Source organism: Anabaena sp. UHCC 0204 (assembly GCF_009711975.1).
In the GTDB taxonomy this organism is placed as follows: Bacteria; Cyanobacteriota; Cyanobacteriia; order Cyanobacteriales; family Nostocaceae; genus Dolichospermum.
In genome coordinates, this window is the sequence record NZ_VIKW01000003.1 from 84,899 (window position 1) to 97,168 (window position 12,270).

Here is a 12,270-nt window from a genome sequence, read left to right on the forward strand (position 1 = left end):
ATTGTTTTATGGAAGGAATGAATTATCCTGAATTGGTCAAAACTGTATTAGCAAGACATACAGAAAATCATACTTCCAAAGTAACAGAAAAGGAGTTAATTTTTGATTGTGAAAGAAATAGTTATTTAGTAGTTCATGTAGGATGGGAAAATAACGAAAGGGCTTATGGGACAATTATTCATGTAGATATTAGAGATGGAAAAATTTGGATTCAGAGAGATTTTACTGAGGAAGGGGTAGCTAGTGAGTTGGTAGATTTAGGAGTGCCAAAAACGGATATTGTTTTAGGTTTTAAGCCACCTTATATGAGACAGTTTACTGGTTTTGCATCAGTTTAGATTTTTGTATCCTATAAACAATTGTATTTTTCGCAAAAAAGCTGATAATGCTGCTCAAGAGCTTGTTTATTGGGTTTATAATCTTTATTTTCTGGAAGTAGTATATGTTTTTCAGCTAAATCATCATAGGGAGTATTCTTTAAATTAAGTGATATTTCTATAGTCATTTTATCTGGATTAATTGAAAGTAAATGCGAGTCAAATAGTGTATGTATATCTGCTCTTAATAGTAATCCATTTGTTAGATCATTGTTGTTAGAGACACTATAGGGAGTGATATGAGCAGCCTCTAAAACTTGTTCTACATTACAACCAGTTATTACACATTGGCAATTGTAAATTTGCATTAGTTCTTCACGAAATGAAGATTGTCCCTGACGACGTAGAATAGATACAAGTATCCGATCTTTTACCTTTTCTAAATTGTCTGGATCAAAATTATCTATAAATGAATTTATTTTATTGTCTCTTTCTATTTGTCTTAAAAAATCTTCAGGAATTTCCCAAACTCTTACTTCACCCAGTGCATTACCAGCTGCAAGCAATTTTCCATCACAACTCAAGGTAATACTAACTACATTTGAAAATTCTAAAGTATGAATTAATTCTTTTGTCCTTAGATTCCATATCCTGATTTCCTGGGAATTATCACTGACAAATATTTGATATTTATGATTTATAGCAAAAGAACGAACACAATACGAATCTTCAGATAAAGTATAGAGTAACTGTCTAGTTTCTAAGCTCCAAAATCTTATTCCAGCAGTACCACTACTAACTAAAGTCTCACAATCAGGAAGAATTAACAAGTCAATTATGGATGAACCATGTTCTGTAAGAGTGTAGAGTAATTGTTGTTTATTTATATCCCATACTTTGATTGTTTTGTCAGAACTACCAGTAACAATAATTTTATTATCGGGCGAAAAAGCAATGCAATTAATTCTTTGAGAATGTCCAGTCAGTGTAGATATTAATTCTTCTGTCTCTATATCCCACAAATAAACTGTTGTATTTTTACCTCCAACACTTTTATATTTATTAGTTCCACCACAAGCAATAATTTTTCCATCATAGCTAAGAGCAACATAATTGATAGGATCTGCACGTTTAATAAAAGTAGTTATTAATTCACCAGTTTGTAAGTCCCAAATTTTAACAGTTTTATCTAAACTACCAGTAACTATATTTTTTCCATTAGGGCTAATTACTAAATTTAAAATACATTGTGAATGTTCATGAATAAAATGATCTAATTCTCCTGTTTTTAAATCCCAAATAAATATTGCACCACCATAAGCATTTACTAGCTTTTTATTATCAGGTGTAATAGAAATTCCATAAACCCATATAGCAGGAGTGTCTTTTGGATGGGATATAAGAGTTTTATATTGCCAATTGCTTGAATCAGTATTAACAACCATAAGTATTATCCTTTATTTTGTAAAGAGTATTTAACTTTAAAATTAGACCTATTTGCAAGAGTATATCACTTTTTAGATATCTCATTTAGTTGTTTGTTAAATTTATTTTCACAATAATCTAGCAAGTGTTTCTATTTCATTTTTAATTTCCTTAATTTGTTCTATATCAATATAACCACTCGTATCAAGTATTTCTTGCGCCAGAGAATCTTTATAATCGGCAACTTTTTCAATGTTGTTTGATTCCTTTAATAAAATACATCTAACCTTTTTGACTTCATATTTTAAGTTATCTCGGTATTCTTTACTCTTACGATGACGAAAATTATATAATAGCTTTAAATTATCTTCTTCATTACTTTTATTTAAAGACAAGATATGCTCTTCTTTTTTTATATGTTCTGCAAATTGATTGAGTTTATCAACTAAATCAAGAGCATATTCTTTCCAGTTAAGTGGCTGCTCTCGCAATTTTAATGTATTATTCTCTTCTGTCAATTGTTTTATTTCTAGTTCATACTTTTGTATTGACTCATTCTTTTCTACTAACTTTTTTTCTGCAAGTTCAGCTTGCTCTTTTAATATATCTATTCTTCGCTTATTAAACAAATAATTTATACTCGCTCCAAACAAAATACATAAAATACTAATCATTAAAAAAGTGTCCCAGTCTTTGACAAAAATTTCACGTTTTCGAGCTAAAAAATCATAGGATATTTGGAGTAACTTGTTCCACATCTCTGTTTATTCCTTATATTTTTTTGCAAAATGGGTAATCAATTAACTTTTTTCTTTAAATATAAAGTACAAAATTTTAAAGTAAAAGTCAAGGTGAAATATAAATAAAATACTTAAAATACTGAAAATCATTGAATAGCAATAATTTTACAAGAATTTAAACTTTTGTATTTTAAAATATTTGACGTATTTTACTTGTGTTAAATCTAAAACGTTTGAGATAAATAAAATAAATTCAATTCAATTAGGAAGATTATTGAATCAGAAAGCGGTTTCTAAGATATTCATAAAAAGTGAAATATTTTATATATCTCACATTTTATATTACTTTTAATTTTCTTATTTAAAATAAAATAAATAATAAGTATTAATAATATTACGACATTCTCACACGCTTAGAACCTGAACGCCGCTTATATCTCGCTATTCGTCAAGAAACCTACTCAGAACTATTTCAAGAACCAGTTGGTAAAATATTATTAGAAAATCAACGCCTTTGTTTACTTGTCTTCGACTCCAAACAAGAGATTATACTGCAATGGATACCTTAGAAAATTATCGCCAAATCATTCAAAAAATCTTAACCGAATATTCCCAACTTCCCTACGCTTACGGGGAACTAGAAAGACAACTAATAATAGATCAAACCGCCAACCATTACCTACTACTCACATTAGGCTGGGAAAATAATCAACGAGTGCATGGTTGCTTAGTTCATATTGACATAATCAACGATAAAATCTGGATTCAAAGAGACGGAACAGAATACGGTATAGCCAACGAACTTGTTAACGCTGGTATTCCTAAAAATCAAATAGTTTTAGCCTTCCAGCCAGCCGATATCAGACAATATACAGAATTTGCAGTTACTTAAAACCTTACAATTCTTCCTTTGCGTCTTTGCGCCTTTGCGTGAGATAAAAACCCAAAAAATCCCATCATTAATTATCAGGAGGATGCCAACTTAAACTAATCCAAATTGCCCTAGCTTGGACAACATCCTCATTATTTAATCTTAAAGCTAAAACCGTACCTCTGCCAATAGCAGTTATCCCAATAATATGAGTACCACCATTTGCCCATTGAAAATGATCTAACCATCCTTGTTGACGAGGATTAAACAAAGATACAGATTCATTAGTTACAGGATCATTAACAGTTATTTTCGCTCCTTTAAATTCATTACAACGATAACAACAAGCAGATAAATTTTCTCGCTCATCATTTCCCCCTAAAGAACTAGGCAAAATATGATCCATAACTAAAGGCATACCTGTTAAACGGCTAGAAGTGCGACAATATTCACATCTATAGCCAGCCTCATTAATAACTTGTTGACGAAGAGATTTAGAAATAGATGACACTGGTATTATACTAATTGCTCAAAATCTGGAAGAGAAAAACCTTTCCACTTTAAAAGTGCATAAGCATAAGCTTTTTTCAACATTAAATAATCAGCACTCACTCGCAGAGATTTCAATAATAACTTATCTGATTCACTTAATTGATTATTTTGATTTTTTTCTAAAAGTTGTAAATGTAATTCTTGCTGACTTTCTGGAACTTGACTTTCAGCAATAGTTAGTAAATCCTCAATAGTTAATTCTTGCATAGCCATTAATTCCCCTTGTAATTCCAGAGGTGCATAATCAACAGCAGGAGGAGCATTAATTTGTGTAGTCATAATTTATCCTGGTATTTGACCTATATATATTTTATAACACTTCTCTTCCTTTGCGTCTTTGCTCCTTTGCGTCTTTGCGCGAAATCAAAATCTTCAACCCAAAGTCAAAATACCCTCTGGAAAATCCACCACCAAACGCAAAAACTTCAACCATTCAGAACCTAATAAAACTTCCGTAATATTATCCCCCACATGAACAGGAATTTCATACTCTTGTCCAGCCAATATTACCTTACCTAAATAGATATTAAATCTTGATTCACCTTGTGCTGTTTGCATAGGTTCATTACCAAGAAAAACCCAATCAAGTCCATCCAAATCTTGAGTATTAATTGCCATAAACTTGGTAAATCCTGTATCTAACATCGCATCTACAGGCAAATTTAACCCATCAGCAGTAATCAAATCAATTTCAAAGAATAGCTGCCCCTCACCACCAAAACTTCCCTGAATCATATTCTCCCAGTCGTTCCTGTTTCATTTAAGCAAAACACATAATTTTTAGCATTTGGGTATTTTTCAAGAACTTTTTTATGAGCTTGAATATTATCTTGATCAAGAAAGTATTCACCACTATTTGGTTCTATGCCAATATACCAGCCATAGTGACTTTCAATATATTCAGAACGGACACGCTCAAAAATTGCCCGACAACGTTGATAAAATATTTCATCTTCCGCTTCTCGTCTAGCTAATTCTTCTGGTGATATAGTCAATTCAGGAAAAATTCTTCCTCTTCTTACCACTTTTTTTGATGTTATGTGAGTCATACTATTAACTTGAACTCTAGTTATTATCTTAACTTAAATTGTGCTTAATTGCGACTATTACCATTATTTAAACATAAATTTTAACATGATTTCCCCTATTTATTTTCATCATTAAAAGCTGCTGCTAACTCAGGACTACTAATAGCTATAGAACTTTCATGCCATTCATGAATAATAGCATCAATCAAATCCCAAGCCTCATTAGAAGTATCAGTTAAGCGAAAAGCCTCACTCACTTCTTTAATAAAATCTTGCAATTCATCAGCATCAAATACGCTCAACCATCCATAAGGATGTTCAGAACCTATTTTTTGACCCAATAACAACCGAAACGCCACCGATAACACCTCAAAAACAGCCTTACTTTGTGTTACCCCTTTCACAAGATAAGCCACATCCTCACGACGCAACAGGGCAAAAGATTGATCATTTCTAGTAATAGTAATTGGGTGTTCATAAGCTTTATCTAGAATTCGTCCAGGTTGACGATTCAACTCAGTGGCTGTCACTAACTCATCTGAGTAAGCATTGCTAAAAATTGCCATTGACATGATACCTGCGTTTTCAAGAAACGCTGACTTAATCTGAAGATGATATTACGTACTATTATACGTAGTCATTATTATTTGTCAATAGGTAACATTACAAAAACCTTTGTTCTTGCAATTCTTCCTTTGCGTCTCTGCGTAAGACAAAAATATTCATAACAATTGCTATAAGTAGTAATGCAAAATAAATTGAACATTTTAAAAATCCCTAAATCAATCAATTTTGTAGGGGCAAACCCCCTGTGGTTGCCCCAAATACCGGGGTAGGCACGGGGGCGCTACCCCTACATTAAATCCAAATCTTTTATATAATTAATTTTGCCTGCCTACTTACTAGAAAGATTCCCACCCAATCATCTCATGCTAACCGTAACCATATATGACTCTTAGCCAATTTCATCCTTATCTTTCCCCAGAAGAATATTTAGAAACTGAAAAATCCAGCCCTATTAAACATGAATATATCCAAGGGCAAATTTACGCAATGGCTGGTGCTAGTGACGCTCATGTGACAATTACCGCTAACTTAGTCGCCCTTTTAAGAAACCATATTCGTGGTACAGGATGCCGTCTTTACGTCGCTGACATGAAAGCGAGAATTGAATCTCTCGATATTTTCTATTATCCTGATATTATGGTAACTTGCGATTCAAGAGATACACAATTTGAATATTTTAAACGATATCCGAGTTTAATCATTGAAGTTTTATCACCTTCTACAGAAGCCTTAGATAGAGGTGATAAATTTAGTGATTACCAAGAATTAGACACTTTGCAAGAATATGTTTTAGTTAGTCAAAATCGTCAACGAATTGATTGTTTTCGGCGTAATACTGAAGGAAGATGGGAACTTTATAGTTATAAAGGAAATCAAGAATTAGAATTAAAGAGTGTGAATTTTTCTGTTCATTTAACTAATGTTTATGAAGACGTTACTTTTACTACTAATTTGAGTAAATAAAAGATGATATGGTATTATACTAATTGCTCAAAATCTGGAAGAGAATAACCTTTCCACTTTAAAAGTGCATAGGCATAGGCTTTTTTCAACATTAAATAATGGCTCTTCGGTAGTTGTTATGGCACAACCAGTCATAAATTACATCAAAATCATAGGCATATTATTAAAGACCTCCCTTTTGGAGAAAAAGAAGTATTTTTAGAAGTTAATCACCGACAGTTTAAATGTGAACAATCTAAAAAACCGTTTAGTGAAGATTTAGATTTTGTAAAAAAGAAAATATCTTTTACAAACCGCCTTGCACATAAGACAATACAAGAAGTTTTAGAAAATGATATTCATAGTGTAGCAGCAAAAGGTATAGTAACAAAAGACATTTAGTAACAGAATTAATGCCAAATGCTCAAGTTGTAGCCGATAGATTTCATGTAATGACACAGATAAATAAAGAACTAGATACACATAACAAGTACCGAAGAACCATATATGTATCTGGCTTAATATAAGAATAATCTCAAGGCTGAATTAGAAAAATAATGAAGAAAATTTTACGTTGGTTAATTTTAGGGGGAACGCTGTTTTTTTTGTTAAAAGCCCTTAAAGATAATTGGTTGGAAGTGAGTGCTATTCGGATTAATAGCACAGGATGGTTAATATTAACAACTGCTACGAGTGTAACTTTACTAGCACATATTTGGGCGGGTTGGATTTGGACTTGGGTACTAAAGGAGTTAAATCAATCTGTATCTTCTATTGAGTTTATTCAAGTTTATTTAAAAACGAATATTGCAAAATATTTACCTGGTAATGTTTGGCATTACTATGGGAGAATTATAGCAGCTAAAAATGCTAACATTCCGACAAATATTGCTACATTAAGTGTTTTATTAGAACCATTATTAATGTTAGCAGCAGCTTTAATTATTATTGTTTTATTTGGTAGCCAACTTCTTGTTAACAATGTAAATTTTAATTTATATATTCTGCAATTTCTGATGTTAATAATTGTATTAGGTATACTTCATCCCCGATTTTTAAATCCAGCCATTCAACTTTTAGATAGGTGGAAAAATAAAAAATCTCATCAAGAAAAACAGTTAATTAATAGTTTTATAATTAAAGACTATCCCCTTAAACCCTTATTAGGAGAGTTGGTTTTTTTAGGGTTACGTGCTGCTGGTTTTATTTTAACTATCTTGGCCTTAAATTCCTTGAATTGGGCGCAAATTCCCTTATTAGTGGGGACTTTTAGTTGTGCGTGGGTATTGGGGTTAATTATTCCTGGTGCGCCTGGTGGTTTAGGCGTATTTGAAACCACAGCCATATTACTATTACAAAATCATTTTCCGACAGCTTTAGTGATTAGTGCGATCGCTCTTTACCGTCTCATTAGCATCTTAGCAGAAACAGTCGGCGCGGGTTTAGCTTGGTTACATGAACGAATTAGCAATTAAATAATTTCCAATGCTTCCCTTTCTTCCTTTGCGCCTTTGCGTGAGATATAAAGTAAATAAAAGGTGGGTTTCGTTTCCTCAACCCAACCTACAATTTTTTCAACGTAAGTGGGGTATTTATTTCTTAATCTCCAGTAATAGAAAGTTCACTTACCCAAACCCTGGGAGAAACTCCTCCAGGTGTTAACTCCACCTCTTTCTCTACATAAACAATAGATTTCAAAAGTTCCAAGAAATCACCAGCTACCGTTGCTGATTCAATACTGATTTTCTCACCCTTATTAACTAACCAACCATCAAAAGGCAAAGAAAAAGAACCTTGTAAAGCCTTAACACCCGCATGAAGAGCTTGTAAATCATCAATTAAAATCACATTTTCCGCAGTTTCTAAACTCAATTCTTTTTCAGGAGTTCCTGCTGCAAAAACGTGATAAAAATTAGGACTGACACTCACTTTTGCGCCAATACTAGCATTACCTGTAGGTTGAGAATTTAACCGTTTAGCAGTTCCCGCACTATGCAAAAAGCTAGTTAAAATTCCCTTTTCTATTAACTTAATTTGCCGGGTTGGTGTTCCTTCACCATCAAAACTTTCTGCACCAATATTAGCCGGGTGTAAAGCATCATCATAAACTGAAAGTAAAGGTGAAGCAAGTTCTTTACCAATATCATCAGTTTTCGATAAACTTTGATTATCAAGAATACTTTGGGCATTAAATAAATTAGAAAAAGCCCCCAACAAACTTAAAAAAGCTTCAGGAGAGAAAACTACTTGATATTTACCAGTTTTGATTTTTTCATAATGCAAATGACTGATAGTTTTCTCAGCAGTTTCCTTTATACAACCAGCAATATCTAAATCAGCTACACTTTCCTTGACTCGATAAGCACCTCCACTGCGGGGTTTTTTCCCTTCCTCCTCAGTTTTGCTATACAAATAAATAGAAGCTAAAGAATGAGACTCAGTTCTTAAAGCCCCTTCACTATTGAGATAAAACCTGTCAATATCTCTTTGTGCTAACCCATTATAAGGTACTCCCTTAATAGCAGGATGAGTTGCTAACAATTCCTTTTCTGCTACTAATAGCTTTTCTATCAGTTCAGAAACAGGTGCTTGGAGGGCTTTTTCTTGATGTGTATTGGGGATAGGAATAGTTGCTTCTGGACTAAAATCAGGAACATTTTCCTTCACACCAAAAAAGCTCGCTTCATAAGCTGTTTTTAAAGCTAATTCTAATCCTTGAGGATCTACATCTGTAGTGCTGGTAACACCCATTGTATTTTCCTCGTTCCAAACTCGAACTGTTACTCCAGAACGATTGGAAGCTTTAACTTGTTTGGGTTCACCTTGGTCAACTTGAACGCTGGTATCATCTACTGTTGAGCCGTAAATGTCAAACTTCTTAATGCCAAGTTTGTCGGCATTTTCTTGGGCGTAAGTTGCGATTTCTTGTATTTTTGGCATAATCAAATCAACTTGGGATTTTAGATTTAACAAAAGTGCGGTTTTAAAATTGGATTTTGGATGTGATTATTTAGATTATTACTAAGGCATGAACTCATGTTACTCTCCGCGCCTCTGCGTCTCTGCGTGAGACATATATACTTTGTATTCACAAGCCAAAATCCAAAATTTAGTTATCTACCACCAACAGTAATAGAATCAACTTTTATATGGGGTTGTCCAACTGTGGTGTAAATGCTGCCGCTAACTGAACCACAAAAGCCGGGAGCTAGTTCTAAATCTTGGGAACATAGGGAAATTTTATTCATAATTTCCTTGGCTTCACCAATGAGGGTAGCACCTTTTAATGGTTTGGTAATTTTGCCATTTTCTATTAAGTAAGCTTCGTCAACACTAAAGTTAAATTGACCTGTTGCGCCGACACTTCCGCCACCCATTTTCTTACAGTAAATGCCTTTATCAACGGAGGCAAATAGGTCTTCTGTTGTATGTTCTCCACAATCAATATATGTATTTCGCATCCGACTAGCGGCAGCAAAAGTGTAATTTTGACGGCGGCCACTGCCTGTTCTGGGATGTCCGGTACGCACTGAACCGGTTCTGTCAGCGAGGAAGTTTTTGAGAATACCTTTTTCAATTAATAATGTTCTTTGGGCGGGCATTCCTTCGTCATCCATATCAATCGTGCCAAAGGCATTATCAGCCCGTCCTTCGTCCCAAGCTGTTAAACTTTCGTGGGCGATTTTTTCACCTTTTTTATCGGCAAATGGTGTGGTTTGGCGTTCAATTTGGGTGGTTTCTAACAAGTGTCCGCAAGCTTCATGGAAAATTACGCCGCCAAAGTGATTGGCCATGATAATCGGGTAAGTTCCTGATTCTACGTAATCTGCATAAAGCATTTTACCGGCTGATTCGGCGATTTGTTCGGAGGCTTGTTGATAATCCCAGGTTTTCAAGAAGTTAGGATCACTGGTGTTACCAGCCCGTTCACCAATGGAGGAACGGTTAGCACCGTCAGCACAAAGCAGGTTAAAGCCGACGGACTGGGTGAGGCGGATATCACGGGCAAATGTGCCGTCACTGGCTGCAACTAATACTTCTTGCCAATCACGGAAGTAGGAAGCGCGACGGGATTGGACGTGAGTAGCTTTTTTATTCAGTTGGGCTGTACCATCAAGGAGGACTTCTCCCATTTCGCGGATAGAACTACACAAGGGTAGCCAAGAGTCTTTACCACGTTTGCTGGCGTAGTCTCTGAGTAATTCTAGGTTGATTTCGGGGATGAAGGCACTTGGACCTGGTAGTTGTAATCCTAAGATGGAAAGAGCTTTTTCTAAGGCGGCTTTTAAACCAGCAAATGTGAGATTATTTGTGCTAACGTAGCAGTCAGCTTTGCCGCGAAATACTCGCACTCCTGCACCAGTGGCTAAACTGGGGGAAATGCTGGTGATGGTGTCTTCTTCGGCTAAACAACTGATGTAGTTGCGATGTTCTAAGAAGTATTCAATAAAGTCAGCACCAGCGGCGCGTCCTAGTCCCAAAAGGGTTGCCAGTGGGGCTTCCCAGGTTTCATCAAATCGTTCTGATGTGGATGAATATTGGAGATTCGGAAGTTGATTTGAGAGAAGTAGCGTGTTTGTAAGCATGAAGAGCCTCGTCTGCTGGCGTTATTCTACAGATGTGACCGAAAAAAATCCTGGTGTACTCAGTCTAACAAATCTATGAAAGCCGTTGTTAGCAGTTAGGCTGTAGGGTTTTCCGCCATTGTTGTGTGTTTTCAGTCTAGGCAGAATGACAATTGACAATTGATAATTGACAATTGACAACTAAGAACGCTTAATCAATTGAAAACCTCGATAAATCAATGACTATAGAGGGATGAAAGACCTATTTATACAAATTAAATGTATATTGGCTTAAGTTAGTTCACAGGTCAGGGTGTGAGAGCTATCACTAAAAATCAAATGGTAGATAGGATAAATGATATCGCTTGGCAAGCTCACCAGGGCAGTGTTGCAGCGATTATTCAAGTTTTAAATGAAAGGCTAGTTGTGTCTGGTGTCAGAACTAGAGCAATTTTGGCGGATGGTGTATTACAGCTTTTGTGTGAAGCGGCTACGGTAGATCAACTTGAGCAATCTATTTTAGTGCAGAAAATTCAGGAAATTTTGGAGTCCATTGCACCACGCAATATTCGCAAAGTCAATATTAACAGTCGGATTGTTCGGGAAGAGCAATTACTTTGGTTAGAGGAAATTAACGATGAGGGCGAAAATAAATTATTGTGGTGTCAACAAATAATACTCACCCAGCCAAATTTTTTTAAGCAGCTAATTCAAGATTTAACTGAATTCTATAGAGAATCAGGAAAACCTACTTTACCACAGTTTGAATCTTTAATCAAAAATAAAAACAAACACAAACGTTTAGTCAAAACTGCAATAGTAGGCGTTTCTGGTTTATGTTCACTGATTTTACTGCTATGGCTAGTTCGTTTTTGGTTAGATGATACAGTAAAAAATTTGACTATACTACAAGAAGCTCAAGTTTTGAAGCAAGGAAATCAGACAAAGCCAGATGTCTTAAACCGTACTGGTAATCAAAGTCTTTCTACCCCATCAGATGTATCACCAGATTTATTTGCAGATGCTGTGAGACTTGCTAACCAAGCTTCAGCCGCTGGTAAAACTGCTATAACTTCAACTCAGTGGTTGGAATTAGCTGCTACTTGGCAACGAGCTTCTGATTTAATGAGTCAGGTATCCCCTAGCCATAGCCGCTATAGAGAAGCACAGATTAGAACTAAACTATATAAAAAGTTTAGTGAGGCAGCGGAGAAAGAAGCAGATAAGAGTGAGTTGTAATATGTGAGGTTGGGTAAAATAACC

General features: G+C 34.8%; 17 protein-coding genes. 8 read left to right on the plus strand and 9 right to left on the minus strand.

The features are described from left to right. Positions 1-8 precede the first annotated feature (8 nt). Entirely contained in the window at positions 9-338 is a 330-nt protein-coding gene (locus tag FJR04_RS03225; protein WP_168491764.1) for a XisI protein, read from the plus strand. 11 nt (positions 339-349) lie between these two features. On the opposite strand, the gene FJR04_RS03230 is transcribed toward FJR04_RS03225, so the two are convergent. Then, a complete protein-coding gene (locus FJR04_RS03230) occupies positions 350-1,762 on the minus strand; it encodes an HNH endonuclease (protein ID WP_168491766.1) in 1,413 nt (470 codons plus the stop codon). Between the two features lie 108 nt (positions 1,763-1,870). After that, positions 1,871-2,500 (minus strand): hypothetical protein, encoded by a 630-nt coding sequence (locus FJR04_RS03235; RefSeq protein ID WP_168491768.1) that lies wholly within the window; start codon positions 2,498-2,500, stop codon positions 1,871-1,873. A gap of 383 nt (positions 2,501-2,883) precedes the next feature. Here FJR04_RS03235 and FJR04_RS26575 point away from each other — a divergent pair, with 383 nt between their 5' ends. Together FJR04_RS26575 and FJR04_RS03245 are read left to right on the plus strand one after the other, a co-directional pair. After that, on the plus strand, positions 2,884-3,051 hold the full coding sequence (locus FJR04_RS26575; protein WP_168492127.1) for an element excision factor XisH family protein: 168 nt from the start codon (positions 2,884-2,886) through the stop codon (positions 3,049-3,051). Continuing rightward, positions 3,039-3,374, plus strand: a complete 336-nt coding sequence (locus FJR04_RS03245; RefSeq protein WP_168491770.1) for a XisI protein — start codon at positions 3,039-3,041, stop codon at positions 3,372-3,374. The genes FJR04_RS26575 and FJR04_RS03245 overlap by 13 nt, the downstream gene beginning before the upstream one ends. A 67-nt stretch (positions 3,375-3,441) precedes the next feature. On the opposite strand, the gene FJR04_RS03250 is transcribed toward FJR04_RS03245, so the two are convergent. The 5 genes from FJR04_RS03250 to FJR04_RS03270 all read right to left on the minus strand — a co-directional run bounded on the left by FJR04_RS03250 (position 3,442) and on the right by FJR04_RS03270 (position 5,505). Next, entirely contained in the window at positions 3,442-3,864 is a 423-nt protein-coding gene (locus FJR04_RS03250; protein ID WP_168491771.1) for an HNH endonuclease signature motif containing protein, read from the minus strand. A gap of 5 nt (positions 3,865-3,869) precedes the next feature. Then, the gene (locus FJR04_RS03255; protein ID WP_168491773.1) at positions 3,870-4,184 is read right to left on the minus strand and encodes a hypothetical protein; all 315 of its coding nucleotides are present in this window, start codon (positions 4,182-4,184) and stop codon (positions 3,870-3,872) included. Positions 4,185-4,277: 93 nt separating this feature from the next. Beyond that, on the minus strand, positions 4,278-4,640 hold the full coding sequence (locus tag FJR04_RS03260) for an aspartyl protease (protein ID WP_168491775.1): 363 nt from the start codon (positions 4,638-4,640) through the stop codon (positions 4,278-4,280). Then, positions 4,637-4,954: a hypothetical protein gene (locus FJR04_RS03265; protein ID WP_168491777.1), complete on the minus strand. Its 318-nt coding sequence runs from the start codon at positions 4,952-4,954 to the stop codon at positions 4,637-4,639. Before FJR04_RS03265 ends, FJR04_RS03260 begins: the two co-directional genes overlap by 4 nt. Positions 4,955-5,049: 95 nt before the next feature. Next, positions 5,050-5,505 (minus strand): hypothetical protein, encoded by a 456-nt coding sequence (locus FJR04_RS03270; protein WP_168491779.1) that lies wholly within the window; start codon positions 5,503-5,505, stop codon positions 5,050-5,052. Between the two features lie 376 nt (positions 5,506-5,881). On the opposite strand from FJR04_RS03270, the gene FJR04_RS03275 reads away from it, so the two are divergent. The 4 genes from FJR04_RS03275 (at position 5,882) to FJR04_RS03285 (ending at position 7,917) form a co-directional block, all read left to right on the plus strand. Continuing rightward, the gene (locus tag FJR04_RS03275) at positions 5,882-6,463 is read left to right on the plus strand and encodes a Uma2 family endonuclease (protein WP_168491781.1); all 582 of its coding nucleotides are present in this window, start codon (positions 5,882-5,884) and stop codon (positions 6,461-6,463) included. Between the two features lie 162 nt (positions 6,464-6,625). Next, positions 6,626-6,844 carry a hypothetical protein gene (locus tag FJR04_RS26030; protein ID WP_371717170.1) on the plus strand — a complete coding sequence of 73 codons (219 nt, stop codon included), beginning with the start codon at positions 6,626-6,628 and terminating at the stop codon, positions 6,842-6,844. Positions 6,845-6,855: 11 nt separating this feature from the next. Continuing rightward, positions 6,856-6,969 (plus strand): transposase, encoded by a 114-nt coding sequence (locus FJR04_RS26035; protein ID WP_254445188.1) that lies wholly within the window; start codon positions 6,856-6,858, stop codon positions 6,967-6,969. Positions 6,970-6,999: 30 nt separating this feature from the next. Next, complete coding sequence (locus FJR04_RS03285) at positions 7,000-7,917, plus strand: YbhN family protein (RefSeq protein WP_168491783.1); 918 nt, start codon at positions 7,000-7,002, stop codon at positions 7,915-7,917. A 124-nt stretch (positions 7,918-8,041) separates the two neighbouring features. Here the strand turns inward: FJR04_RS03285 and FJR04_RS03290 are convergent, their stop codons facing one another. Beyond that, positions 8,042-9,382: a TldD/PmbA family protein gene (locus FJR04_RS03290; RefSeq protein ID WP_168491785.1), complete on the minus strand. Its 1,341-nt coding sequence runs from the start codon at positions 9,380-9,382 to the stop codon at positions 8,042-8,044. 173 nt (positions 9,383-9,555) lie between these two features. Further along, positions 9,556-11,028 carry a TldD/PmbA family protein gene (locus tag FJR04_RS03295; RefSeq protein ID WP_168491787.1) on the minus strand — a complete coding sequence of 491 codons (1,473 nt, stop codon included), beginning with the start codon at positions 11,026-11,028 and terminating at the stop codon, positions 9,556-9,558. A gap of 318 nt (positions 11,029-11,346) precedes the next feature. Between FJR04_RS03295 and FJR04_RS03300 the strand changes: the two genes are divergently transcribed. After that, positions 11,347-12,246, plus strand: coding sequence for a hypothetical protein (locus FJR04_RS03300; RefSeq protein ID WP_168492128.1), 900 nt, complete (start codon positions 11,347-11,349; stop codon positions 12,244-12,246). Positions 12,247-12,270 lie beyond the last annotated feature (24 nt).

Excerpts from the sequence above, each read along its gene's own strand:
- FJR04_RS03225 (WP_168491764.1), top strand. The coding sequence starts at position 9 with ATGGAAGGAATGAATTATCCTGAATTGGTCAAAACTGTATTAGCAAGA.
- FJR04_RS03230 (WP_168491766.1), bottom strand. The coding sequence starts at position 1,762 with ATGGTTGTTAATACTGATTCAAGCAATTGGCAATATAAAACTCTTATA.
- FJR04_RS03235 (WP_168491768.1), bottom strand. The coding sequence starts at position 2,500 with ATGTGGAACAAGTTACTCCAAATATCCTATGATTTTTTAGCTCGAAAA.
- FJR04_RS03245 (WP_168491770.1), top strand. The coding sequence starts at position 3,039 with ATGGATACCTTAGAAAATTATCGCCAAATCATTCAAAAAATCTTAACC.
- FJR04_RS03255 (WP_168491773.1), bottom strand. The coding sequence starts at position 4,184 with ATGACTACACAAATTAATGCTCCTCCTGCTGTTGATTATGCACCTCTG.
- FJR04_RS03260 (WP_168491775.1), bottom strand. The coding sequence starts at position 4,640 with ATGATTCAGGGAAGTTTTGGTGGTGAGGGGCAGCTATTCTTTGAAATT.
- FJR04_RS03265 (WP_168491777.1), bottom strand. The coding sequence starts at position 4,954 with ATGACTCACATAACATCAAAAAAAGTGGTAAGAAGAGGAAGAATTTTT.
- FJR04_RS03270 (WP_168491779.1), bottom strand. The coding sequence starts at position 5,505 with ATGTCAATGGCAATTTTTAGCAATGCTTACTCAGATGAGTTAGTGACA.
- FJR04_RS03275 (WP_168491781.1), top strand. The coding sequence starts at position 5,882 with ATGACTCTTAGCCAATTTCATCCTTATCTTTCCCCAGAAGAATATTTA.
- FJR04_RS26035 (WP_254445188.1), top strand. The coding sequence starts at position 6,856 with ATGCCAAATGCTCAAGTTGTAGCCGATAGATTTCATGTAATGACACAG.
- FJR04_RS03285 (WP_168491783.1), top strand. The coding sequence starts at position 7,000 with ATGAAGAAAATTTTACGTTGGTTAATTTTAGGGGGAACGCTGTTTTTT.
- FJR04_RS03290 (WP_168491785.1), bottom strand. The coding sequence starts at position 9,382 with ATGCCAAAAATACAAGAAATCGCAACTTACGCCCAAGAAAATGCCGAC.
- FJR04_RS03295 (WP_168491787.1), bottom strand. The coding sequence starts at position 11,028 with ATGCTTACAAACACGCTACTTCTCTCAAATCAACTTCCGAATCTCCAA.
- FJR04_RS03300 (WP_168492128.1), top strand. The coding sequence starts at position 11,347 with ATGGTAGATAGGATAAATGATATCGCTTGGCAAGCTCACCAGGGCAGT.